The sequence below is a fragment of the Shewanella amazonensis SB2B genome (assembly GCF_000015245.1).
Lineage (GTDB): Bacteria > Pseudomonadota > Gammaproteobacteria > Enterobacterales > Shewanellaceae > Shewanella > Shewanella amazonensis.
The window spans coordinates 30,548-55,000 of the sequence record NC_008700.1 but is presented as its reverse complement, the minus strand read 5'-3'; the positions used below and the strand labels follow the sequence as shown (position 1 = coordinate 55,000).

The 24,453-nt window shown below is 52.8% G+C and carries 25 protein-coding genes (1 of these 25 running past the window's edge); 11 read left to right on the top strand and 14 right to left on the bottom strand.

The window, feature by feature from the left end:
* On the bottom strand, nucleotides 1-102 hold the start of the coding sequence (locus SAMA_RS00260) for a DUF1488 family protein (RefSeq protein WP_011758176.1). 156 nt of this gene lie to the left of the window's left edge; the window shows 102 of its 258 coding nt (coding positions 1-102); the start codon lies at nucleotides 100-102; its stop codon lies off the left edge, out of view.
* A 2-nt stretch (nucleotides 103-104) separates the two neighbouring features.
* Nucleotides 105-926, bottom strand: a complete 822-nt coding sequence (aroE, locus tag SAMA_RS00255; protein WP_041409980.1) for a shikimate dehydrogenase — start codon at nucleotides 924-926, stop codon at nucleotides 105-107.
* 166 nt (nucleotides 927-1,092) lie between these two features.
* Between aroE and SAMA_RS00250 the strand changes: the two genes are divergently transcribed.
* Entirely contained in the window at nucleotides 1,093-1,524 is a 432-nt protein-coding gene (locus SAMA_RS00250; protein WP_011758174.1) for a group II truncated hemoglobin, read from the top strand.
* Between the two features lie 25 nt (nucleotides 1,525-1,549).
* Here the strand turns inward: SAMA_RS00250 and hemF are convergent, their stop codons facing one another.
* The 3 genes from hemF to SAMA_RS00235 form a co-directional block, all read right to left on the bottom strand.
* Nucleotides 1,550-2,464, bottom strand: a complete 915-nt coding sequence (hemF, locus tag SAMA_RS00245) for an oxygen-dependent coproporphyrinogen oxidase (RefSeq protein WP_011758173.1) — start codon at nucleotides 2,462-2,464, stop codon at nucleotides 1,550-1,552.
* Between the two features lie 13 nt (nucleotides 2,465-2,477).
* Nucleotides 2,478-3,041 (bottom strand): L-threonylcarbamoyladenylate synthase, encoded by a 564-nt coding sequence (locus tag SAMA_RS00240; protein WP_041409559.1) that lies wholly within the window; start codon nucleotides 3,039-3,041, stop codon nucleotides 2,478-2,480.
* Nucleotides 3,042-3,147: 106 nt separating this feature from the next.
* A complete protein-coding gene (locus SAMA_RS00235) occupies nucleotides 3,148-3,711 on the bottom strand; it encodes a DNA topoisomerase family protein (protein ID WP_011758171.1) in 564 nt (187 codons plus the stop codon).
* Between the two features lie 561 nt (nucleotides 3,712-4,272).
* Here SAMA_RS00235 and SAMA_RS00225 point away from each other — a divergent pair.
* Nucleotides 4,273-4,539: a hypothetical protein gene (locus tag SAMA_RS00225; protein WP_011758170.1), complete on the top strand. Its 267-nt coding sequence runs from the start codon at nucleotides 4,273-4,275 to the stop codon at nucleotides 4,537-4,539.
* 81 nt (nucleotides 4,540-4,620) lie between these two features.
* Here the strand turns inward: SAMA_RS00225 and SAMA_RS00220 are convergent, their stop codons facing one another.
* The 3 genes from SAMA_RS00220 to SAMA_RS00210 form a co-directional block, all read right to left on the bottom strand.
* Complete coding sequence (locus SAMA_RS00220) at nucleotides 4,621-5,100, bottom strand: DUF494 family protein (protein ID WP_011758169.1); 480 nt, start codon at nucleotides 5,098-5,100, stop codon at nucleotides 4,621-4,623.
* A 2-nt stretch (nucleotides 5,101-5,102) separates the two neighbouring features.
* Entirely contained in the window at nucleotides 5,103-6,131 is a 1,029-nt protein-coding gene (gene dprA, locus SAMA_RS00215; protein ID WP_456300002.1) for a DNA-processing protein DprA, read from the bottom strand.
* Nucleotides 6,132-6,203: 72 nt separating this feature from the next.
* A complete protein-coding gene (locus SAMA_RS00210) occupies nucleotides 6,204-7,307 on the bottom strand; it encodes a LysM peptidoglycan-binding domain-containing protein (RefSeq protein WP_041409553.1) in 1,104 nt (367 codons plus the stop codon).
* 124 nt (nucleotides 7,308-7,431) lie between these two features.
* Between SAMA_RS00210 and def the strand changes: the two genes are divergently transcribed.
* Genes def through SAMA_RS00185 form a run of 5 tightly spaced genes read left to right on the top strand, consistent with a single transcriptional unit; the run spans nucleotide 7,432 to nucleotide 13,068 of the window.
* Nucleotides 7,432-7,935: a peptide deformylase gene (gene def, locus SAMA_RS00205; protein WP_011758166.1), complete on the top strand. Its 504-nt coding sequence runs from the start codon at nucleotides 7,432-7,434 to the stop codon at nucleotides 7,933-7,935.
* A gap of 15 nt (nucleotides 7,936-7,950) precedes the next feature.
* Complete coding sequence (gene fmt, locus SAMA_RS00200; protein ID WP_011758165.1) at nucleotides 7,951-8,913, top strand: methionyl-tRNA formyltransferase; 963 nt, start codon at nucleotides 7,951-7,953, stop codon at nucleotides 8,911-8,913.
* Nucleotides 8,913-10,196, top strand: coding sequence for a 16S rRNA (cytosine(967)-C(5))-methyltransferase RsmB (rsmB, locus tag SAMA_RS00195; protein ID WP_011758164.1), 1,284 nt, complete (start codon nucleotides 8,913-8,915; stop codon nucleotides 10,194-10,196). Before fmt ends, rsmB begins: the two co-directional genes overlap by 1 nt.
* A gap of 17 nt (nucleotides 10,197-10,213) precedes the next feature.
* Nucleotides 10,214-11,623 (top strand): Trk system potassium transporter TrkA, encoded by a 1,410-nt coding sequence (gene trkA / locus SAMA_RS00190; protein WP_011758163.1) that lies wholly within the window; start codon nucleotides 10,214-10,216, stop codon nucleotides 11,621-11,623.
* A gap of 2 nt (nucleotides 11,624-11,625) precedes the next feature.
* Complete coding sequence (locus SAMA_RS00185; protein WP_011758162.1) at nucleotides 11,626-13,068, top strand: TrkH family potassium uptake protein; 1,443 nt, start codon at nucleotides 11,626-11,628, stop codon at nucleotides 13,066-13,068.
* A gap of 5 nt (nucleotides 13,069-13,073) precedes the next feature.
* Here SAMA_RS00185 and hemG (SAMA_RS00180) read toward each other — a convergent pair whose 3' ends face one another.
* Complete coding sequence (gene hemG / locus SAMA_RS00180; protein ID WP_011758161.1) at nucleotides 13,074-13,625, bottom strand: menaquinone-dependent protoporphyrinogen IX dehydrogenase; 552 nt, start codon at nucleotides 13,623-13,625, stop codon at nucleotides 13,074-13,076.
* Nucleotides 13,626-13,814: 189 nt separating this feature from the next.
* On the opposite strand from hemG (SAMA_RS00180), the gene SAMA_RS00175 reads away from it, so the two are divergent.
* Complete coding sequence (locus SAMA_RS00175) at nucleotides 13,815-14,123, top strand: ArsR/SmtB family transcription factor (protein ID WP_011758160.1); 309 nt, start codon at nucleotides 13,815-13,817, stop codon at nucleotides 14,121-14,123.
* Between the two features lie 12 nt (nucleotides 14,124-14,135).
* On the opposite strand, the gene hemG (SAMA_RS00170) is transcribed toward SAMA_RS00175, so the two are convergent.
* The 4 genes from hemG (SAMA_RS00170) to pepQ form a co-directional block, all read right to left on the bottom strand.
* Entirely contained in the window at nucleotides 14,136-14,669 is a 534-nt protein-coding gene (gene hemG / locus SAMA_RS00170; RefSeq protein WP_011758159.1) for a menaquinone-dependent protoporphyrinogen IX dehydrogenase, read from the bottom strand.
* Nucleotides 14,669-16,126, bottom strand: a complete 1,458-nt coding sequence (locus SAMA_RS00165; protein WP_011758158.1) for a TrkH family potassium uptake protein — start codon at nucleotides 16,124-16,126, stop codon at nucleotides 14,669-14,671. The genes hemG (SAMA_RS00170) and SAMA_RS00165 overlap by 1 nt, the downstream gene beginning before the upstream one ends.
* A 124-nt stretch (nucleotides 16,127-16,250) precedes the next feature.
* Nucleotides 16,251-16,871 (bottom strand): YigZ family protein, encoded by a 621-nt coding sequence (locus SAMA_RS00160; RefSeq protein WP_011758157.1) that lies wholly within the window; start codon nucleotides 16,869-16,871, stop codon nucleotides 16,251-16,253.
* 2 nt (nucleotides 16,872-16,873) lie between these two features.
* Nucleotides 16,874-18,193 carry a Xaa-Pro dipeptidase gene (gene pepQ, locus SAMA_RS00155; RefSeq protein WP_011758156.1) on the bottom strand — a complete coding sequence of 440 codons (1,320 nt, stop codon included), beginning with the start codon at nucleotides 18,191-18,193 and terminating at the stop codon, nucleotides 16,874-16,876.
* Nucleotides 18,194-18,473: 280 nt separating this feature from the next.
* Between pepQ and fadB the strand changes: the two genes are divergently transcribed.
* On the top strand, nucleotides 18,474-20,624 hold the full coding sequence (fadB, locus tag SAMA_RS00150; protein WP_011758155.1) for a fatty acid oxidation complex subunit alpha FadB: 2,151 nt from the start codon (nucleotides 18,474-18,476) through the stop codon (nucleotides 20,622-20,624).
* A 19-nt stretch (nucleotides 20,625-20,643) separates the two neighbouring features.
* Nucleotides 20,644-21,807 (top strand): acetyl-CoA C-acyltransferase FadA, encoded by a 1,164-nt coding sequence (gene fadA, locus SAMA_RS00145; RefSeq protein WP_011758154.1) that lies wholly within the window; start codon nucleotides 20,644-20,646, stop codon nucleotides 21,805-21,807.
* A gap of 64 nt (nucleotides 21,808-21,871) precedes the next feature.
* Here the strand turns inward: fadA and SAMA_RS00140 are convergent, their stop codons facing one another.
* Complete coding sequence (locus SAMA_RS00140) at nucleotides 21,872-23,854, bottom strand: methyl-accepting chemotaxis protein (RefSeq protein ID WP_011758153.1); 1,983 nt, start codon at nucleotides 23,852-23,854, stop codon at nucleotides 21,872-21,874.
* 330 nt (nucleotides 23,855-24,184) lie between these two features.
* Between SAMA_RS00140 and tusA the strand changes: the two genes are divergently transcribed.
* The gene (gene tusA, locus SAMA_RS00135; protein ID WP_041409551.1) at nucleotides 24,185-24,430 is read left to right on the top strand and encodes a sulfurtransferase TusA; all 246 of its coding nucleotides are present in this window, start codon (nucleotides 24,185-24,187) and stop codon (nucleotides 24,428-24,430) included.
* The last annotated feature ends 23 nt before the right edge of the window (nucleotides 24,431-24,453 follow it).

Sequence of the window (24,453 nt, the reverse complement as noted above, 5' to 3'; positions counted from 1 at the left end):
TATGCATTCGATACGCATCCCCTGCTGATGGGCCACCAGCATCAGCTGCTGCTTCTTGCCATCGATGGAAATCGCATCGGCAAAGATAACGCTTTGGTTCATAGTCACACTCCTGAAATAAGACTCTGCCGCAGGGTTTGCAGCACGGGCGCTGCATTGGGTCTTACCCTGCGCCACAAATAAAAGCTTTCTGCAGCCTGGCCAACCAACATACCCAAGCCATCGATACAGATTTTGGCACCTAAAGACCGGGCCCACTCATTAAAGACTGTCGGTTTGGCACCATACATCATGTCATAGCACACGGTCTGATTGTCGATGGCGTTAGCAGCTATTACTGGCAGGTCACCGCTGAGGCTCGCAGATGTTGAATTAATAATCACATCAAAGGGGCTACGGATATGACTGCCTGAAATAACCTCGACATTAACCTTAGGACACAATGCTGCCAGGGCCTCAGCTTTGCTCAAGGTGCGGTTGCTGATGGTCAGCTTGGCACCCGCACGAACGAGCGGCAATAACGCACCGCGGGCAGCACCACCGGCACCCACCAAAAGCACTCGCTTATTATTTAACTCAACACCATGCCGGATTAAATCCGCCACCAGCCCCATGCCGTCGGTGTTGTCACCCCGAAGGCGTCCATCCGGCAGCTTTATCAAGGTATTGACCGCACCTGCAATGCGGGCGTCATCACTGAGCTCATCGCACAGAGTAAAGGCCTGCTCTTTAAAAGGCACGGTCACATTCGCCCCACATCCGCCTGCTGCCATAAACGCAGTCACGGCTTCGGCAAAGCCATCCAGTGGCGCCAGAATTGCCTCATAAGTGAGGGTCTGCCCTGTTTCTTTGGCAAACATGGCATGAATTTGTGGCGACTTACTGTGGCTTATGGGATTACCAAATACGGCGAATCTGTCTGTCATGGATAAACAAATCATCTAAGAGGGTTGGCTTCAGTCTACCCTCGCCCTTTTGGTTACGGCAATGGCGCCATGCGCAGGAATTTTCAGGCGCACAATAAAAAGCAGCGCTGATGTATACTGCCAGGCAATTATCGACAGATAAATACCGCATTCACTGAGTAACAAGATGAACTGGATAAAGAAGATATTTCGCCAACAGCCTCAGGATGACCGAGATCCGAGTCAGTCTAACGCTTATGAAATGATAGGCGGTGACGAAACCATACGTGCCATCGCAAAGCAGTTTTACGCCCGTATGCAGCAAGGCGAAGACACCCAAAAGCTGCTGGCGATGCACCCGGGGCCAATCGAGCAATCAGAACAAAAGCTTTATGAATTTTTGAGCGGCTGGCTCGGCGGACCTCAGCTGTTTCAGCAAAAGTATGGCCATCCGGCACTGCGTGCCAGACACCTGCCCTTCGCCATTGATGAACAAATGCGGGATCAGTGGCTGACGTGTATGCAGTATGCGCTGGAACAGGAAGTAGCAAATGAACAGCACCGCGAGGTGATCTACCAGGCTATTGCCACCCTGGCAGACCACATGCGTAATCAATAGGCCATTATTAAATGGCCCTTGATCATTAATCAGCCAGCCAGTCCTGGGGCTTGAGGAAACGCTCGTACAGCTCAGCCTCAGGCGTCCCGGCTTCAGGACTATAGGCATACTGCCAACGCACCAGCGGTGGCATCGACATCAGAATTGATTCAGTGCGACCACCGGTTTGCAGGCCGAACAAGGTGCCACGGTCATACACCAGGTTAAATTCCACATAGCGGCCGCGGCGATAAAGCTGGAAATCACGCTCACGCTCGCCATACGCCGTGTCTTTACGACGCTCAACGATAGGTGCATAGGCCGTGAGGAAGCCATTCCCCACCGCTTGCATATAGTCAAAGCACTTATCAAATTCCCAATGATTGAGATCATCGAAGAACAGACCACCCACACCTCGGGTTTCACCGCGATGCGGCAGGAAGAAGTATTTGTCGCACCATTCTTTGTACTTGGGGTAAACCTCATTACCGAAAGGCGCACAGAGATCCTTGGCACTCTGGTGCCACTCTTTAACGTCTGACTCGAACGGATAGTAAGGGGTTAAATCGAAGCCACCGCCGAACCACCACACAGGGTCGGCACCTTCTTTACGGGCAATAAAGAAGCGGACGTTGGCGTGGGTGGTTGGGATATAAGGGTTTTTGGGGTGGATTACCAAAGAAACCCCCATCGCCTCAAAGCTGCGGCCCGCCAGTTCGGGTCTGTGTGCCGTGGCAGATGCGGGCATGGAGGCGCCCATCACATGGGAGAAGTTCACCCCGGCCTGTTCAAATACAGCGCCATCGGTCAGCACACGACTGATACCACCGCCGCCTTCGGCACGCTGCCAGCTGTCGGTGGCAAAGCTCGCCTGACCATCCAGCCTTTCCAGGCCAGCGCAGATGTTAGCCTGCAGCTGCATTAAAAACGCTTTTACCTCTTCGGCGTTGGGAAGTCCCATGCTGTTTTCCTTCTTATCCTTGTCTGAAAATATGTCCGGTTTGAATATCGATAATGGTGGATGGCTGACAAGATTGCCCCAGCGCTCCCAACACCACGGCGTCGATTTTATCACCCAGCTGAGTTTGAACTTCAGCCAATGTCAGGGCTGGCTGTTCCCCTGCCAAGTTGGCACTGGTGGATACCAGCGGTTTTTGGCAGGCATAACACATGGCACGTACGTCCTGATGGGCCGACACCCTAACGGCAATGGTATCAAAGCAGCCCCTGAGCATAGGCGATACATCGGCTTTCGCGGGAATGACAAAGGTAAAAGGGCCTGGCCATTTATCAAATGCAGCCTGTAACTGGGCCTCGGTCACCCGACTTAAGTCAATATAGGGTTTCAGCTGGTCAAAGCTGCTGGCAATCAGAATTAAACCTTTTTCCCAAGGGCGCTGCTTTACTGCCAAGAGCTTTTGTATAGCGGTATCGTTGTCCGGATCGCATCCCAAACCATATACGGCCTCTGTGGGATAGGCCACAACGCCGCCACTTTCGATGATGCCACTGATTTGAGAGGGAGTTACCTGCAACATTAAAGTCATCTCGAAGACATGAAAATTCGCGCCAATGGCCCTGACTACCCGGCAGGATGTTCAGTATAACGACACGGCTGGCAAGCTTAAAGAAATGCGGCCTGGCTCAAAGAGGCCGTTTGTATTTGCACGGTTTATTAGGGCATTCGAGCCGCGTACCGCCAGCACCTTTACGCTGCACCAAGAGACCAAATCCACAATCAGGGCAGGCCTCAGCCACCGGCGGATAGTTCACCAAAAACTTGCATTTGGGATAACAGGAACACGCGTAAAAACCTTTACCATAGCGATTGGTTCTGTGATCCATCACACCGGTTTGGCACACCGGGCAGGCAACCGCTTCTTCCGGCGCCGCCTGATCAGGCTTCTCGATGTGATGACACTCTGGGTATTGAGTACAACCGATAAAAATACCGAACCGGCCGGATTTAACCGCAAGTTCGTGACCACATTCAGGACAAACGGAACCTTCAATCACCTGAGTTTCAATGGATTCATGCTGTACCAACGGACGGGTGTATTGGCAATTGGGGTAGTTGTTGCAGCCAACAAAACTGCCATGTTTGCTGTGACGCACCGACAGCTCGCTGCCACACTCGGGGCAGAGCTCAAACTCTCGCTCCAGGGCGTGCTCGTGGGCACTGAACAGGCTGTGATCTATCTTGGACATGGCGACCTCTACTGCAAACTGCCGCTATTTTAGCAATTGGTAAGCCTGGCTGAAAGCCAACGAGTCTGAATAACCCAGCCTCTTGGCGACAAGCCTCTGTTATCACCAAGCCACAGCTAAAATAAGTCCGGGTGAAGGCTAAGTCATGGTTAGGATCAAGCTAAGGTTTGCATCAGCTAAGGCAGGATGGCGAGGGGTGAAAACTCACAACCGCGATGTTATATCATATCCAAAATAACAATAGAGACTGAATGTGAACATTAAATCCCTTGATGTTGACTATCACCGGCTGCGTCCAATCCCCGCAATCCACCATAGTGATCGACACACTCACCCCCGGTCTTGCCAACATTGAACAGAAGCTGGCAGCAGACCCCGAACTTTACAGCTAGGCCAACTTCAATCTGGCACTGGCGCTGCTCGAAAGGCCCGAAGCTGGCCATGAAAAGCTGCTGATCTATCTTCGCGCTTACAGCTACTTTGGTGATATGGATGCCATGGATGCAAAACAAGCCTAACGCCTTGCCGTGATTTTGGCGTTAGTAGCGCCCAGCTGCACTGGTGAATTTGTCGCGCTTATTAAAGACCGATTATTTTGAAGGGTATGATGCCCTGCTGAGCCAAATTGCCAGCGAAGAGCAAAGCCGTTTTGAGACTTGGCTGGATCAGCAAATTTCACATGCCGATGCAAAGGAGGAGAACACGCAAACGCTGCCTCACACACTCAACCGCTATGCTTATCGTGACTACTTAATGCCAATGCACCTGACGCAGCCTGAGGGCAAAGCGGGCGTATATTTCCATTTCTCATCAAGCCGGGCCACCTGAACCACTTACTGCGGTGCTGGACATATTCTCAATAAAAAAGGAGACCTCTTGGTGTCCTTTTTTATTGCGATGGTTGACGGTTCAGGAATGCAACCGCCCCGGTTGCTCGTCAAACATCATATTTTCCATCTGGTTGTATGCCATTTCCTGGCCTGGTGCATTAAAGAGCACCATCATGATCACCCATTTCAGATCGTCCAATGTGAGGCTGGACTCGTCCAAATCCATCACTCTGTCGATCACCATCTCCCTGGCCTCGACATTGAGAACCTTTATCTGTTCAAGGAACATAAGAAAGCCACGGCACTCCACGTCCAGGCGCTCCATTTCTTCTGGTGTATACACCCGAAATGAGTGCTGCTCGTGGTGGCACAGATAAGGTTGTTCACTGTCGCGAAGATCAGCCAGATGCTCCAGCCAATTCAACGCTTTAATAATTTCTGTTTGGCGAAACCCGGCCAAAGCCAGTTCTTTTTTCAGCTGGTCTTCGTCCACCAGCATGTCAACTTCCAGGTCATTCTGAACATAGTTCTCGAATAGGTACATGAGGATGTCAAACATGGCTAATTCCTCTTCACTCTGACGTAACCACCGGGTACTGCAGCAACCCAACCTTGTAACTCCAACTCAAGTATTTGTTCCAGCACAAGATCTATCGGTTTACCACTATGTTCCACCAACCTGTCTATGGGTGTGGTCTCATACTCTACACTAGCCAAGAGCTCCGGGTAAGGCAACTCCTGACCACTTTCAGCTTGCATATGGGGGCTTTGGGGCAACATATCAAGCTGACAACTCAACATACTGCCTAGTTCCTCCACTATATCGGCAGCGTCGCAAACAAGTTTTACCCCCTGTCGCAACAAATCATGACATCCCTGATGTCGTTCATCCAATACGCAGCCGGGCACGGCGAAAACCTCCCTGCCTTGCTCCATCGCCAGTCTGGCGGAAATTAACGAGCCGCTCTTTCTGGCTGCCTCAACCACCAGAGTACCCAGGGCCATTCCCGTGACAATACGGTTTCGCTTCGGAAAGTTACCGGCAAACACGGGCGTGCCCGGCCAGAACTCACTGACGATGCAACCTCTCAGTAAAATGTCATTGGCCAGATGGGCATGCTTTTTGGGGTAGATTTCATCAATCCCCGTGCCAAGCACCGCATGGGTCACGCCGCTGGCGGCCAATGCTCCCTGATGACTGGCGCCATCAATCCCCGCCGCCAAGCCGCTGACAACGGCAAAGCCATAACCTGCGAGTCCGGACGCCAGCATTCTGGCCGTTTGCAGCCCGCTGTAACTCGCAGCCCGGCTGCCCACCATGGCAACAGAAGGTCGCAACAAAGCCTCAGCCTGACCTCTCACAAAAAGAAAGATGGGTGGGTCTGTGATGGTTTTGAGTAATGGAGGATAACGAGGGTCATCAAAACAGATAAGGTGGTGGGCAGTGGATGCGTCTTGCCATTGCAACGCCGCATCCACCAAGCGGTAATCCACAACCAAGCCGGACCGCAGAGAGGGGGACAAAGGCAGGGAGTCTTTCTCCGTTTCCAGCCTTTGTCTTAACTCGTCCACATCCATGTGTTGGAGCAATTGGCGGATCCGGGTCGGTCCCAACCCGGAAACAGCACCGACAATTAACCAGTCGACCAGACTGGCTGTGATTTATTCCCCCGTTATCCCGGTTTCTGCAGGCACTGATAGCTTGTCATCGGCACGCACCGGACGGTTATTGATCATGATAAGACCCATGCTCACTTTATCGAATACTTTGAACACCATGAGATTGCCATGATACACATCGGGCAACTTGATGGCGCTGTCGCTGCCAAAGGTGGCCATCAGATCACCGTAGGCACTGCGATCTATACTTGGGACAGGTGTACCCTCTTTATTAATGACCACGGTTTCACCGTCGCGATGAATGGCAAACACATCGCCGGGCTCAACCCCGTCGCTCTCGCCCTTGCTGATGTACACCACATCCAGTTTACCCACTTCGCGAATGTCTTTTTCGGTACCAATCACATAGGCATCGGTGACATCGGCAGGCTTGGGCATAAAGTATGCTGACATCAAGGCTTCATCTTCGATGGGCAGCACGCGATTACCTGGACGGGTTTCACGCAGGTTGGTGCTGATTTGGATTTTGGAAATGGGGCCAGACTCAACCACACGGCCACTCGCCGTCAGGATAACTTCACGGCCCAGTGTCTCTTCGGTGGTTTTATCGGTAAAGATCCGGCCAACATCATAAGCAGCCACCTTCATACCAACGGGCAGCTCTGCCTGCACATAAATCACATCACTCTCGATATGGAAACGTGATGGACTCTCGCCACCAAGAATCATGGGCTGCTGTGCAAACCAGTCATCGTCAACCACTCGATTTTGGCTCAAATAAGGCTGGATAAGTTCCAGATTCACCGCTGGAATGGCTCCACCTTTTGGCATGACCCGCCCTTCAGGGCTCTTACGAACCTGAGGCTTGACCACCAAACGCGGCTGACCATCGATAAAGACCAATGTCAGACGATCCCCGGGGTAAATCAAATGGGGATTGGCAATTTGTGGGTTGGCATTCCAAAGCTTTGGCCAACGCCAGGGGTCGTTTAAAAACTTCGCAGAAATATCCCAGAGGGTATCCCCTTTCACGACGACGTAGGTGTCCGGATGGCCTGGCTTAAGCGTCAGGGTATCGGCCATGGCAAACGAACTGGTTAGAGAGATTAACGCGACTAGAATTAACCTTTTCATGGGAGCATCCATGTTGTTTGGCTCGTTAAGCGAGCTTTTACTGTTATTGATTGTCGCTACGGATTAAAATTGACCCAATAGCAAAGTCAGTATAACCAACTGGCACGGATTTGACAGACTTGTTAAGAGTTTAAGTATGCCTCTATTAAAAGTTTTACGTTTTCCAGACGAAAGATTAAGGACAGTTGCCAAGCCGGTGACGGAATTTACACCCGCTCTGCAATCTCAAATCGACGACATGTTTGAAACCATGTACGAAGAAAATGGCATTGGCCTGGCCGCAACTCAGGTCGATTTCCATCAACGCCTGATTGTGATGGATCTGCAAGATGAAGTTGAGCGACCCAAGGTGTTCATTAACCCTGAGATTGTGGCCAAGAGCGGTGACTTCTGTAACGAGGAAGGCTGCCTGTCGGTGCCTGGCGTCTACGCTAAGGTTGATCGCGCCGAGTTAATTACAGTTAAGGCGCTTGACCGTAATGGCAATGAATTTACGGTAGAGGCCGACGGCCTGTTCGCCATTTGCCTGCAACATGAGATGGACCATCTCGTCGGCAAGCTCTTTGTTGACTATCTTTCTCCCCTGAAGCGTCAGCGTATTCGCCAAAAGCTGGAAAAAGCCGCCCGTAACGACAAATAAGATTCAGGAATCGTTTTGAAGCCACTGAAAATCATCTTTGCTGGCACGCCGGATTTTGCTGCCCGCCACCTGCAGGCCCTGCTGACATCTGAGCATGAAGTCATAGCCGTCTACACCCAACCCGACCGTCCCGCCGGACGGGGGCAAAAACTCACACCCAGCCCGGTGAAGTCACTGGCGCTTGAACACCAGATCCCTGTTTATCAGCCTAAATCTCTTCGCAAAGAAGAAGCGCAGCAGGAACTGGCGGCCCTCGGTGCCGACATCATGGTGGTGGTGGCCTATGGCCTGATCCTGCCCAAGGTGGTGCTGGATACTCCACGCCTCGGCTGCATCAATGTTCACGGCTCCATTCTGCCGCGCTGGCGCGGCGCGGCACCAATTCAACGCGCCCTGTGGGCCGGTGACACCGAGACCGGAGTCACCATCATGCAAATGGATGTGGGTCTGGATACCGGCGATATGCTGCTGAAAACCCATCTACCCATCGAAGATGACGACACCTCCGCCAGCCTGTATGAAAAACTGGCCGGTCAAGGCCCGGCGGCACTGTTGGACGCCCTCGCCGCCCTCAGTGAAGGCACCTTGAGCGCCGAAAAGCAGGACGAAGCACTGGCCAACTATGCTGAGAAGCTCAGCAAAGAAGAGGCACGTCTCGATTTTGCCAAGCCCGCCAAAAATCTGTGGCAGGAAGTACGTGCCTTTAACCCCTGGCCGGTGAGCTATTTTGAGCATCAGGGACAGACCATCAAGGTATGGCAGACAAGTGTGCTGGCTGAACCCAGCACCAAGGCGTCCGGCACCATAGTTGCCGCAGGTAAACAAGGCATAGACATCGCTACTGCCGATGGCATGCTGCGCATTCATAAAATGCAGCTGCCCGGTAAAAAGCCGATGGACGTGGCCGACATCCTCAATAGCCGTGGTGACTGGTTCACTCCCGGCACCCTGCTGGCAAGCCCAGAGGCAAGTGAGTAATGAATATCCGAGCCCTCGCCGCCAAGGCGATTTTCGATGTGCTGGAGCGTGGCGTGTCTCTGTCGGTGGCTTTGCCTACCCAGCAACTTTGGCTTCGTGACGGAAAAGACAAGGCTCTGCTTGCTGAAATCTGTTATGGCGTCATGCGCAGCCTGCCTCAGCTCGACAAGCTGGTCAGTGGTTATATGCAAAAGCCCCTCAAGGGCAAACAGCGTGTTGTCCACCAGCTGCTATTGGTGGGTGCCTATCAGCTGTATTTCACCCGGGTGCCGGCCCACGCCGCCATTTCCGAAACCGCCGAAGGCTGTCGCGCCCTCGGCTTCGAGAGTCTGGTAAAGGTGGTCAACGGGGTGCTGCGCAATATTCAGCGTCAGGTGCCGCCTTTGGATGAGTCCAACGACACCTTGAAGTATAACTTTCCGGCCTGGATAATCCGTCGCCTGAAAGACGCCTACCCGGAAACCTGGGAAAACATCATAGAGGCGTCACACCAACGTCCACCCATGTGGCTTAGAAACAACCGCCGCCACCAGAGCCGTGATGCGTATTTGCAGGCGCTTAGCGATGCTGAGGTAAGTGCCGTTGCGGGTCCGGGTGAAGATGCCATTTGCCTCGAATTTGCCACCGACGTTGCCCGCCTGCCGCATTTTGCCGATGGCGCCAGTTCGGTGCAGGACGGCGCAGCCCAGTGGGCCGCAAGCCTGCTGGCCCCCCGAGATGGAGAACTGGTACTGGATGCCTGTGCGGCGCCCGGCGGTAAAAGCTGTCATCTGCTGGAGCTTGCCGACATCGAGCTGGTCGCCGTAGATTTCGACCAGAAACGCCTCGAGCGGGTGTCACAAAACCTCGAGCGACTCAAACTTGATGCCAGGGTCATTCACGGCGATGCCGGGGATATCGGCAGTTGGTGGCAGGGCGGCAAGTTTGACCGCATCCTGCTGGATGCGCCCTGCTCTGCGACTGGCGTCATCCGCCGCCATCCGGACATCAAATGGCTCAGACAAAACAACGACATTGCCGAGCTTGCCAAACTTCAGCAGCAAATTCTCGACAACTGCTGGCAGTGGCTTAAGCCTGGTGGCACACTGCTGTACGCAACCTGTTCTATTTTGCCTGAAGAAAACCGTGAGCAGATCAAGGCTTTCCTCGAACGCACCCCAGATGCGACCCTGGAAACCCTGCCCAATCAGGCAAACAATAACGATATTGGCTGGCAAATCCTGCCGGGACAGGACGACATGGACGGGTTTTATTACGCCCGCCTGAAAAAAGCGCTGGTTTAGGGATTTAGGCAAACGCCATGAAAATTATCATCTTGGGCGCAGGTCAAGTCGGGGGCACCCTCGCAGAAAACCTGGTGGGTGAAAACAACGACATCACCATAGTCGACAGCGATAAAAACAAACTGCGCAGCCTGCAGGACAAGTACGATCTGCGGGTAGTCGTCGGTCATGGTGCTCACCCGGACGTGCTGCGCGAAGCCGGCGCCGAAGATGCTGACATGCTGATTGCCGTGACCAACAGCGACGAGTGCAATATGTCGGCCTGCCAGATTGCCTACACCCTGTTTGGTACCCCCACCAAGATTGCCCGTATCCGCTCTGAGCAGTATCTGCACATGCAGGAGCGGCTGTTTATCGACAGTGAAACCAAAAACTCCGATAACCGCACCCGCGGCGGCTTCGTCATTGACGAACTGATTGCCCCCGAGCAATTGGTGACGTCCTATATTCAGCGACTGGTGGAATATCCGGGAGCCCTGCAGGTGTTGGAGTTTGCCGAAGGCAAGCTGAGTCTGGTGGCAGTAAGGGCTTACTACGGCGGGCCCTTGGTGGGTAATGCCCTGGCCGCATTGCGGGAACACATGCCCAATATTGATACCCGTGTTGCCGCTATTTTCCGCCAGGGACGACCCATCATGCCCCGGGGTACCACCATTATAGAGGCGGACGATGAAGTCTTCTTTGTGGCCGACAGTCGCCATATCCGCGCGGTAATGAGTGAAATGCAAAAGCTCGATAACAGCTATCGCAACATCATGATTGCCGGTGGTGGCAATATTGGTCTTGGGCTGGCGAAAAAGCTCGAGCGCAATCACTCGGTAAAACTGATTGAGCACAAGGCAGAGCGTGCCGAGGCCCTGTCAGAGAAGCTACAAAATACCACTGTTTTTTGCGGTGATGCCTCGGATCAGGAGCTGTTGCTCGAAGAGCATATCGATCAGACCGACGTCTTCATTGCCGTCACCAACGACGATGAAGCCAACATCATGTCGGCGCTACTGGCAAAACGCATGGGCGCTAAAAAAGTGATGGTGCTTATTCAGCGTGAAGCCTATGTGGATATCGTTCAGGAAGCCAATATCGATATCGCGATTTCGCCGCAGCAAGCCACCATTTCTGCACTGCTGACCCATATCCGTCAGGGCGATATCTGTAACGTATACTCCCTGCGCCGCGGCGCCGCCGAGGCTATCGAGGCAATCGCCCACGGAGATCCCAGCACGTCTAAGGTAGTAGGCAAACAAATCGGGGAAATCCGCTTGCCGCCGGGCACCACCATTGGCGCCATTGTTCGCAATGATGAAGTGCTGATGGCCCACGATAAAACCGTGATCGAACAGGGCGACCATGTGATCCTCTTCCTGGTAAACAAGAAATTTATCGGCGAGGTCGAACGGTTGTTCCAACCCAGCGCTTTCTTCTTCTAACCATGCTGAACCTAAGACCGCTGCTCTTTATACTCGGCACTTTTTTGTCGATGTTGGCGGGCTTTATGCTTATCCCTCTGCTGTTTGCCTTGTTGCATGGGGATGAGACTTCCGGCGCCTTTATGATTTCTTCTCTGGCCACAGGGGCAGCCGCCAGTTTCTGTATCAGCAGCGGCCAGCAGAAAAATATCAAACTCAATATTCGCGACATGTTTTTACTGACCAGTATCACCTGGTTGGTGGTCAGCCTGTTCGCGGCCATGCCTTTTACCCTGTATCACGGTATTAACTATACCGATGCCTTCTTCGAAACCATGTCGGGTATCACCACCACGGGTTCGACCGTGCTGTCGGGCTTGGATAGCATGGACCGCAGCATCCTGATTTGGCGCTCTTTGCTGCAATGGCTGGGGGGAATTGGCTTTATCGTGATGGCGGTGGCCGTACTGCCTTTTTTGAACGTAGGTGGCATGCGGCTGTTTCGCACTGAGTCATCGGACTGGAGCGACAAGTCCACACCTCGCACCCAGGACATGGCCAAGAATTTGTTTCTGGTTTACATCCTGCTGACCATACTTTGCGGCCTCGGCTATCACCTGGCGGGCATGGATTGGTTTGAGGCCATTAACCACGCCATGACCACCCTCTCCACAGGCGGCTATTCAACATCAGACGAGTCCATGGCACATTTCAGCCCGGCTGCACACTGGGTAGGCACCAGCTTTATGCTGGCAGGCGGTTTGCCTTTACTTATCTTTGTGCAGATGCTGCGTGGCCGCAGCCTGACGGTATGGAATGATGCCCAGGTGAAAGGCTTTTTGCTGTTTGTGGCTCTGGTCAGTGTTGCGCTCAGTTTCTGGCTGGCCGATGTGAAAGATCTCGCCTTTATGGATGCCCTGCGTCTGACCAGCTTTAACGTAGTCTCTGTGGTTACTACCACCGGCTATGGCCTTACCGATTATGGAAGCTGGGGGCCACTGGCCAATGTGGCATTTTTGTTTTTGATGTTTGTGGGCGCCTGCTCTGGTTCTACCTCTGGCGGGATTAAAATCTTCCGCTTTCAAATCGCCGGCGCCATCATGCGCGAGCAATTAAAGCAGCAAATACATCCTGCGGGGATTTTCCGCGAGCGTTACAACAACCGCCCCATCAGCGAAGATATTATTCGTTCCCTGGTGACCTTTATCCTGCTGTTTATGGGGGTGACGGTCGCGTTGGCAGTGTTTTTGGTGGCCGTGGGTGTCGACCCCATGTCGAGTCTCACCGGTGCCATCACGGCGGTCACCAATGTCGGCCCGGGGCTTGGACCCGTGATAGGCCCGGCGGGTAACTTTGCCAGCCTGCCCGACAGTGCCAAGTGGGCCCTCTCGTTGGGTATGTTATTGGGGCGGCTGGAGATCCTCACGGTTGCCGTGCTCTTCCACCCCAAGTTCTGGCACTACTGACCCGCTTATTTCAGCATTGCCAGATGGTCGGCATAGGCGTCGACATCCTGCCAGTCTGTGTAGTCTATGACCGCCTTGGGGTCGGTCGGGCCATTGGTCATCTTCATGATAAGACGGATCATCAAAGCGTCGTACCAGGGCCAGGCCGGATAATCCACCTTCCCCGCAATAATTTTCAAATCCCCGGGCTGCCAGGGCGACAGGGCCAGAAACTTCTGCAGATACTTGTTGTTTTCAGGAATACGTTTTTCCGGATTCCTGGCGACAACGTTGACACAGTAAAAACTGGATACCTTGCTGGAGAGCACCCCGCCATACCGGTCGACCAACTCAAATACTGACTTGTCATACGAGCCATAGAGGACACAGGCACCCAGCGCGACCACGTCAAACGCTTCCCAATCCGGCGGATTTTGCAGTGCATCGCTTACCGACATTAAAGTACAACCATGCCCACATGCCTTTAATCGGGCCGCAATTGCCTCAGAAATCTTTCGGGTGTGACCACCGCGGGAGAAATAAATAAGCAAATGTTGACGCTGCTGAGTCTGTGGCATTTCTCTGGCTCCAGGTTGGGCAATGGCATCATTGTGGCAAGCCAGTCACTGGCTGTCGCCTTCCTGGCTCACAAACGGGCATCATAAATACGCAATTGCCAAAGGGGTCACACTTATGGTGCTGGAAATTGCCTTGGCAGCGACACTCAATTAGAATCATCTAATCAAAAGTGTCGCTGAGAGCCGTAAATGCAACCGAATATTGATGTAAATGCCATGGTAGGTAACGCAGAATCCGCAGCCAAGTGGCTCAAAGCCATTGCCAATCCTTATCGGCTGATGATCCTGTGTCTGCTGCTGGACAATGAGATGAGCGTTACCGAGCTCAATGAAATAGTGCCCTTGAGCCAATCGGCGCTGTCTCAGCATCTGGCCGTACTCAGGGCTGAAGATCTGGTTGATACCCGCAAGAGCTCGCAGCTGGTCTACTACAAGCTCAAAAACGAACAGGTCACTGAAATTATCTCAATCCTGCACCAACGCTATTGCAGCGTTTAAGCGGCTTTGGTTTTAAGGTGCTTTGCGGGCAGCAAAAGTGTCGGCAAAGCCGTCAACCTTGTCCCAGTCGGTAAACTCGAAGGTGCCCTTTATATCTGTGGGGCCCTTGGTGATCCACATGATAAAGCGGATCATGGTACGGTCAAATAAGCCGTAACGGGGATAATCAATCTTACCGGCAAATACGCCTAACTGCTGTGGCTGCCATTGGGATAGCTGCAAAAACTTCTGCATATAGGGGTTAGTTGCAGGGGTGTTCTTCTCAGGCTTTCGCGCAACCACGTTCACGGTAAAAAAACCGTTTATTTTTGTGCCCAGCACAGCGCCATACCTGGTGGCAAACTCAAACAATGCAGGCCTGTGTTTACCGTAACGTATGCTGGCCCCCACCAATACCTTATCCGCCGTCTCAAGCAGGGCATCTGCCTCAGCGATATCCGCCATTGTGACCTGCTCGCCTGCCGCCTCACAGCGTGCCTTGATGCGCTCACATATTTTGCGGGTCTGGCCGTCCACGGTGGAATAGAGGATCAAGGTATGGGTCATCAGGTTCTCCAGAAAGTGGGGGTAAAAAGCACCAACAGGGTAAAGATTTCGAGCCGCCCAAACAACATGGCCACGACCAGTACCCACTTGGCGCCATCACCTATACTGGCATAGTTGCTGGCCACTTCACCCAGACCCGGGCCAAGGTTATTCAGACAGGCAGCCGTGGCACTGAAGGCGGTAATGTCATCCAGCCCCATGGCCATCAATATCAGCATACAGATAACGAATACCAGGGCGTACGCCGAGAAAAAACCCCACACAGCGTCCACGACCCGATCCGGCAGCGCGGTTTTGCCGATGCGGATAGAAAACATGGCTCTGGGGTGGATAAGGCGTTTCAGTTCCCGACTTCCCTGCAGCAGCAGAAGTACGACCCGAATAACCTTGATCCCCCCTGCGGTAGAGCCACCACAGCCACCAATAAAGCTTGAAAAAATCAGCAACATGGGCAAAAACAGCGGCCATAGGTGGAAACTCTCGGTGCCGAAACCTGCAGTCGTGGAAATAGACACCGCCTGAAACAGCGCGTAATCGAAGGTTTCTTCCGGCGAGTCGTAAATTCCTGAATGGTAGAGCGTCGCAAAACAGATGGCGGTTAATAGCAGCTGAATCGCGACCAGAATCTTGAATTCGGTGTCACGGAAATACACCCTGAGGTTGATGCCCCTGCGGCTCATGGCGGCAAAGTGCACACTGAAATTCACTGCGGCAATAATCAAAAATACGACACAAATCATATTGATGGTCGGACTATCGAAATACCCCATACTGGCATCGTGGGTAGAGAAACCACCGATGGCAATGGTGGAGAACGAGTGGCAAATCGCATCAAATACTGACATGCCCGCGGCCCAGTAGGCTGTGGCACAGGCAATGGTAAGTAGCAGGTAAATGTACCAAAGCGCCTTGGCGGTCTCGGCGATGCGCGGAGTCATTTTGCTGTCTTTGACCGGACCGGGAATTTCGGCGCGGTACAACTGCATGCCACCGATACCAAGCACGGGTAAGATGGCTACCGCGAGCACGATGATCCCCATCCCCCCCAACCACTGCAGCAAGTGCCTGTAGAACAGAATTGCCTTGGGCAGGCTGTCGAGCCCCACAATCACGGTCGCTCCCGTGGTGGTGAGCGCCGAAAAAGACTCAAAGAAGGAATCGGTCCAGCTTAAATCCGGTGTGGATGAGAAAATAAATGGCAAAGCACCGATAGACCCCAGAACCGTCCAGAACAGCACCACAATCAGGAAGCCTTCGCGGGTGCGCAGCTCCGACTTATGCTTGCGATTGGGATACCAAAAAATAAAGCCCAGGATCAGACTCACCACAAAGGCCTGAATAAATGCAGTACCGCCGCCATCTTTGTAATAGATAGCGACCAGCGCCGGTGGCAACATGGTGATGGAAAACAACCCCATCAACAGGCCGGTGATCCTTATTATTGTTCTGTATTGCATGGAGCGGTCTGGTATTCCCTTGATGCCGGGCGCTTTTTGAGTAATTGAGGGATTGTCGCACAATTCCCCTTCACTGGCACTCATTCACGGTCATCAAAATATAGCCGTGTTTGTTGCAGGCATTTTATGCGAGTTGGGTAAATGCCACCTGAATTTGTCCGGCGCTTAGGGTCGCCAGATCCTGATTCAAGGACGTCAGCTTGTCTTTTGCCAGCACAAAACTGAGGCTAACAGCACCGGAAAAGTCACGACTGCAGATATCAGCGCCGTGCTTGCCCAGCAGGTATTCGATATCCGCAAGCTGGGCATAATCACAACTGAGTGACGACGGGTACTTAAGCTCCCTTAATCGGGTTTCCAGAGTGGGCAACGCTTTTTTGATGCCCGAGGTATAGGCCCGCACCAAACCACCCACACCCAACTTGGTACCGCCGTAATAACGCACAACAATGGCCAGCACTTCGCCCAGCCCTGAGCCTTGGAGGGTTGCCAACATGGGCCGGCCTGCACTGCCTGCGGGTTCACCATCATCGCTGGAACCTATGGCAATACTGTTGTCCGGCGCAGCGGCAATATAGGCCCAACAATAGTGACTGGCCCCTGGATAACGCACTTTCACGTCAGTGAGTACTGACTTCAATCTTAATTCTGAGTCACAGTGATCCAGCAGGGTAATAAATCGGCTGGCTTTGATTTCTTCTTCAAATACCAGCTCACCTGCTGGAATAGGGTACTTCTCAGCCACTGTCAGTTAAGCCCCAGATCCCGGGTCATATTCTCGTTGCGCTCCTGATGCACAATCACGTTATCCTCAATACGTATGCCGCCAAAGGGACGCAGTGTATTTACCATGTCCCAGTTCACTGCTTCAGCCCGGCCATCGGCCTTCAGTTCGGTCAACAGACTGTCGATGATGTAAAAACCAGGCTCTATGGTCAGCACATGGCGTGGCGCAAGAACTCGGGTACAGCGCAGGAAGGGATGACGCTCTGGCGCAGCCAAATGGGTGCCACGCTCATCATGGGCAAACCCAGCCACATCGTGCACCTGTAAGCCCAACATATGCCCAAGCCCATGAGGGAAGAACACACTGGTCACCCCCTGCTCCACCAAGTCGCTGGCCTCGCCCCTGGCGATACCAAACTCCAGCAGCAGCTGAGCCAATTTGTGATGTGTAGCCAGATGCAGATCGGTAAAGCGCACACCGGGACGCATCATGTCCACCAGCTCCCGCTGCATCTTGTCCATTGCCTTGATAAGCTCATCAAACACATTTTTTTCAAATGCATAGGTGCGGGTTATGTCTGCGGCGTAGCCATTAAAAGAAGCGCCTGCATCGATTAAAAACGAATGCCGGTTGGCAGGCGCCGCGTGCTCCAGCGCGGTGTAGTGCAGGATGGCCGCATTTTGGTTCAGAGCAATGATGTTGCCGTAAGGCACGTCATTCTCGCCCTGACCTATGGCCGACAAATATTGCTGCTGTATTTCAAACTCACTGGCGCCCTTGTAGAAGGCTTCTCTCGCAGCATTATGGCCTGCCACCGCGACTCGGTTTGCCTCACGCATACAGGCAAGCTCATAGTCTGTCTTGAAGCTTCTGTGCCAATGGAAGTAGTTCATCACTCCATCGGGATTGCGATTCTTGAAGCCCAGCACGTCGGCCACATCCAGATGTTCACCAATATAAGCCCAGGTATCGAGGTTCTTTGGCAGCAAATCCGCCACCTTCTCTGCCTTAGTCAGCAGCTTAATTTCAAAATGCTCGGTCCAGAAACTCTCGGGCACATCGCTGACCTTATGCCAGAAATCCACAGGGCGATAGAACACCAACACAGGCTTATCACGCCCATTGGTTAGTATCCAGCAGTTGGGAATATCCAGCACCGGCAGCCAGGCCTTGAAATGCGGATTTGCCTTAAAGGGATAGTTGATGTCATCCAAAAACTGACGGTGATATTGGCCTGAATGAATGGCCAGGCCTTCAAGTTGTTCCCGGGCCAACACATCGGCCACCCGGCGGTTTTGTTCATTGATGTGATTGACGTACAGCGGGGCCAAATTTTCCATGTGAATTATCCTGTCTGCGATGTACGACACCTGACGGAATTTTTGAAAAACCACATCCCAAACACCGTCTTGGCGAACTATTCTGTGTGCTGTGCAGTGTATCACAAAGGCCAAAAAGCGCCCTAGCCGCCAAACAATTAAACGATCGTTTTAATTGGGTGTTGTAATTTTTGTTTTTTGGACGCACACTGGGCAGCAAATGGTCAAATGATGGCCGCATTTGCTGTGATAAGGAGAGTCCGTCGCCAGATGGATTCCTGACCAAAAGGAAAGCAAGCACATGATCTACCAAAGTCCTACAATCCAGGTCGAATTGACCGCTGACAAGATTGCCCGGCTCTGTTTCAACGCTCCCGGCTCGGTCAACAAGTTCGATCGTGAAACCCTCGCCTCTCTCAATGCCGCACTCGATGTTCTCAAAGACTCAGATGCCAAGGCCGCTGTTCTGACCTCTGGTAAAGACACCTTTATCGTTGGCGCCGACATCACCGAGTTTTTGGCCCTCTTCGCCGAAGAAGACGCCAAGCTGATGGAGTGGATTGCCCAGGCCAACGTAGTATTTAACAAACTCGAAGACTTGCCTTTCCCAACGGTATCCGCCATCAAAGGATTCGCACTGGGCGGCGGCTGTGAAGCAATTCTGGCCACCGATTTCCGTGTTGCCGATACCAGCGCCAAGATAGGCCTGCCAGAAACCAAGCTCGGCCTCATCCCCGGTTTTGGTGGCACCGTGCGCCTGCCGCGCCTGATTGGTGCCGATAACGCACTGGAGTGGATCACCACAGGTAAAGATCAGCGCCCCGAAGATGCCCTTAAAGTGGGGGCAATTGATGCGGTAGTCGCCCCCGAAAATCTGGAAGCAGCAGCAATTCAGATGCTCAACGATGCCCTCGCCGGCAAGCTCGACTGGCAAGCCCGCCGCGCCCGCAAACAGGCACCGCTGACGCTGCCAAAACTCGAAGCCATGATGTCTTTCACCACCGCCAAAGGCATGGTGTATGCCGTTGCCGGCAAGCACTACCCTGCGCCCATGGCGGCTGTGTCAGTGGTTGAGCAAGCTGCCGGTATGAGCCGCGCCGAAGCTCTGGTGGTTGAGCACAATGCCTTTATCAAGCTGGCTAAAACCGATGTAGCCACTGCGCTTATCGGTATTTTCCTCAACGACCAGTTGGTAAAAGGCAAGGCGAAAAAGGCCTCCAAACTGGCCAAGGATATCAAGCACGCCGCCGTATTGGGCGCCGGTATCATGGGTGGTGGTATTGCCTACCAAAGCGCCAGCAAGGGCACACCTATCGTCATGAAAGACATCAATCAGGCCGCACTGGATTTGGGTGTGAACGAAGCCGCCAAGCTGCTCAGCGCCCAGGTTGCCCGAGGCCGCTCAACGCCAGACAAAATGGCGAAGGTACTCAATAACATCACCCCGGCTCTGGACTATGCGCCACTAAAAGACGTGAACGTTGTTGTAGAAGCTGTGGTGGAAAATCCCAAGGTTAAAGCCATGGTGCTTGCCGATGTGGAAAATGTGGTGGCCGACGATGCCATTATCGCTTCCAACACTTCCACCATCTCCATCGACTTACTGGCGAAGAGCCTTAAAAACCCTGCCCGTTTCTGCGGTATGCACTTCTTTAACCCGGTACACAAGATGCCGCTGGTTGAGGTAATCCGTGGTAAAGATACCAGCGAAGAAACCGTTGCCTCAGTGGTGGCTTATGCCAGCAAGATGGGCAAAACCCCCATAGTGGTAAACGACTGCCCGGGCTTCTTCGTTAACCGTGTACTCTTCCCTTACTTTGCTGGCTTCAATGGTCTGTTGGCCGATGGCGGCGACTTCGCAGCCATCGACAAGGTAATGGAAAAGCAGTTTGGCTGGCCAATGGGTCCTGCCTACCTGCTGGACGTTGTTGGTCTGGACACCGGCCACCACGCCCAGGCCGTAATGGCGGATGGTTTCCCTGACCGCATGGGCAAGTCAGATAAAGATGCCATTGATGTGATGTACGAAGCCGGTCGCCTCGGTCAGAAGAACGGTAAGGGCTTCTACCAGTACAGTATCGATAAACGTGGCAAGCCGAAGAAAGACGTAGACCCAGCCTCTTACACCATGCTTGCCGAAGCCTTTGGTGCTCAGAAAGCCTTCGAGGCCGATGAAATTATTGCCCGCACCATGATCCCCATGATCATTGAAACGGTACGCTGCCTTGAAGAAGGCATTGTTGCCAGCCCGGCCGAAGCCGATATGGGGCTGGTGTATGGCCTTGGCTTCCCGCCATTCCGCGGTGGCGTATTCCGCTATCTGGATACCATGGGCGTGGCCAACTTTGTGGCTCTGGCCGACAAATACGCCCATCTGGGCGGCCTGTATCAGGTGACCGACGCCATGCGCGAACTTGCCAGTAACAATGGCAGCTACTATCCAAAGGCCTGATTAGGGAAGGATTATCAAAATGAAACAAGCCGTTATCGTAGATTGCATCCGCACTCCCATGGGCCGTTCCAAGGGTGGTGTATTCCGTAATGTTCGCGCCGAGACACTGTCTGCCGAGTTGATGAAAGCCCTGTTGCTGCGTAACCCCGGCGTTGACCCAAACACCATTGAAGATGTGATTTGGGGCTGTGTTCAGCAAACGCTGGAGCAAGGCTTTAACATAGCCCGCAACGCTTCACTGCTGGCTGGAGTGCCTAAAACTGCCGGTGCTGTGACAGTTAACCGCCTCTGTGGTTCTTCCATGGAAGCCCTGCATCAGGCTTCCCGTGCCATCATGACAGGTATGGGTGACACCTTTATCATCGGTGGTGTCGAGCACATGGGTCATGTACCTATGAACCACGGTGTGGACTTCCACCCTGGCCTCGCTGCCAATGTAGCCAAGGCCTCAGGTATGATGGGCCTGACTGCCGAAATGCTGGGTAAGCTGCACGGTATCAGCCGTGAAATGCAGGACCAGTTTGCTGTGCGCTCACATCAGCGCGCCCATGCTGCATCCATTGAAGGCCGCTTCGCTAACGAGATATATGCCATTGAAGGCCACGATGCCAACGGCGCCCTTATCAAGGTGGATTACGACGAAGTTATCCGTCCGGAAACTACGCTTGAATCTCTGGCTGGTCTGCGCCCTGTATTCGATCCTGCCAATGGAACCGTGACCGCAGGTACGTCTTCAGCCCTGTCGGACGGCGCCGCAGCCATGTTGGTGATGGAAGAAGAAAAAGCCCGCGCCTTGGGTCTGACGATTCGAGCCCGGGTTCGCTCCATGGCCGTAGCCGGTTGTGACGCCGCTATCATGGGTTATGGCCCAGTGCCCGCAACCCAGAAAGCACTGGCTCGTGCCGGTCTCAGCATTCAGGACATGGATGTGATTGAGCTGAACGAAGCCTTTGCCGCCCAATCTCTGCCATGCGTGAAAGACTTGGGGCTAATGGATGTGGTGGAAGACAAGGTGAACCTCAATGGTGGTGCAATTGCATTGGGTCACCCTCTGGGCTGCTCCGGAGCCCGTATCTCCACCACCCTGATCAACCTGATGGAACACAAGGACGCCACTCTGGGCCTGGCAACTATGTGTATCGGTTTGGGTCAAGGCATAGCCACTGTGTTTGAACGTGTTTAACACCACCAAAACCAAATAAAAAAGCCGACCTTTGGGTCGGCTTTTTGTTTCACGTGAAACAGCATCAGATGTTAAAGCGGCCAGTAATGCTCTTTAAATCCAAGGCAAGCTCGCTGAGTTGCGTTGAGGCCACGGCTGTCTGCTCAGAGCTGGCCGCATTCACAGATGCGGCATCGCTTATTACGGCCAGACTTTGACTGATTTCCTCTGCGGCCAGGGTTTGCTGAGAGGCCGCCGTGGCAATTTGTTCAGCATTGGCTGCGATAGATTCTATCTCTATGTGCGTGTTACGAATGGCTTCGGCGGTACATTCGGCGCTGTCGACAGTTTGCTGAAGATGCACTGTACTTTCCCCCATTACCCCAACGGCGTTTTGTGTGCCCTGCTGCAACAAAGCAATCATCTCTTCAATGTCACGGGTCGATTGTGCTGTCTTTTGAGCCAGCTGCCGTACCTCATCTGCAACAACGGCAAAACCACGCCCCTGTTCTCCTGCGCGGGCAGCCTCAATTGCAGCGTTAAGGGCGAGCAAATTGGTTTGGTCTGCAATGCCACGGATCACCTCCAGCACCTTGCTTATCCCCTGACTTTGCAATTCAACACTGCGAATGACATTGGTTGCCTCGGTAATCGCCGATGCCAGGCCGTTGATTGTGCCTATGTTGCTGCGCACCTGTTTATCGGCGATTTGCGACAAACCGTAGGCCGCCTGAGTCGAGTCAGCGACCTGACGCGCATTGTGGGCCACGTCAGCGATAGTCGCCGTCATCTCATTTATAGACGCCGAAACCCGTTCAATATTAGCTTGTTGTTGGAACAAGCTTTGATTGGTTTCTTCACTTGCAACGCGGGTTTGCTCCGATGCGGCAGAAAGCTGCTCGGTGATACCTACAATCCGTGAGACCAATTCTCTCAGATTGTGGGACATGGTTTCCATGGCAAGATAAACACCTGTCTTTTCGGACTGGCAAAAATCAATGGCCAAATCACCGCCTGCCACTCGCTCTGAAATGTGCTGCATAACAGCCGGCTCGCCCCCTAAAGGACGTAATACCGAACGCAGGATCAGTCGTGCAAAACCAACCACCACCAACACAGAAATCCCCAATACTATCCACAGGCTATTTTTAATAGCCACAACAGATTCCAGCGCTTCTGCCTCATCGATTTCCACAATCAGAGCCCAGCGAATTTTACCTGCAAAATCGGGACTGATTGGCCTGAACGCTGACAGGACTAAATTATCCTGGTAGTCGGTTATGACTTCCATGCCACTTTCACCGTTGAGCGCCTTTCTGGATGCGACTGTGTTGATGCCGTTTTCATCCACAGAACCGCTAAAGCTGGCAATCACTGAGCGTCTTATGGGGTCCAGAAACGAGTTAGAACGCATGCGATAGTCGTTACCGACCAGATAACTTTCTCCCGTTTCCCCCATTCCCGCTCTTTGACTCATTAGCTGATTTATACGATCAATCGACAGCTGAAGCGCTACCACGGCTAATAGTTGGCCATGATAAACAACCGGCATCCCGATGAAAGCTGCCGGTTTGCCCCCGCTGGGCGTGTAAGGCATAAAATCAACCATTTCAATCTGTTGGCTTGATAATACACTTCTGAATAGATCCGCGAGGTTTGTCTCTTTAAATGGCCCGGAGATAAGATTTGAACCATAGTCGGCTTCCTTTGCGTAGCTGTATGCCAGGTCACCATCCGGGTCTATGACAAACACATCATAGTAACCATACTCTTTCACCAGCTGGGTGAAGTAGTCCTCGTGTGCATGGGTAATAGTTTTCAAAGACGAGCCATCACTGAAGCTCACCATATCCACCATGGCGGCAGCCAGCATCTTAAGATCGGCTCTGTTATCGGCAAAGTACTCTGTCAGCTGGTTTTCCTTCAGCTGCCTGACAGCTTCCAACTTGTTATATACCTGGGCTTTCAATGCCCGCTCGGCAAGCTGTTCCGATACAACCCCCGCAATGACCAGCGGCAACAAGCCGATGCACAGCAGCCCATACCAAATCCCCTTTTTAAATGACATTGCCTTATCACCACTCCATAGTCTGCTGAATGTGTATTGCTTGTATGGCGAGCAACACTAGCAATCAAACTGATGTCCGCAACTATCAAATGGTTATTTGCTTATTCATGGAATTGCGTACGGGGTGAGATTGAACACTTTAGGTGGAATATTGCTGAGATTATGAACACTGTCCAAAAAGTTGAAATGACTTTTTACACTCTCGTCAGCTGTTCCACGTGGAACATCGACTTTGCGTGATACCGCATAATCCAGTGTTAGCTTGGCGTTGCTGCTATGACTGGAGTAAAATTTGCCCCAATGACCATTGCTCTCTTTTCTAGATCTCTTATGAACAATATTTTTGCCGAAGCCGATAAACAACTCGACGCTCTGGGACTACGCTGCCCGGAACCCGTAATGATGGTACGCAAAACAGTGCGACACATGGCTGATGGCGAAACCCTGCTGATTATCGCTGATGATCCTGCTACCACCAGAGACATTCCAAGCTTTTGCGAGTTTATGGACCATACACTACTCGCCAGTGATACGTCAGTGACACCCTATCGATACCTGATTAAAAAGGGCCTCTAGCCGTGTCCTTGAAGATTATTATT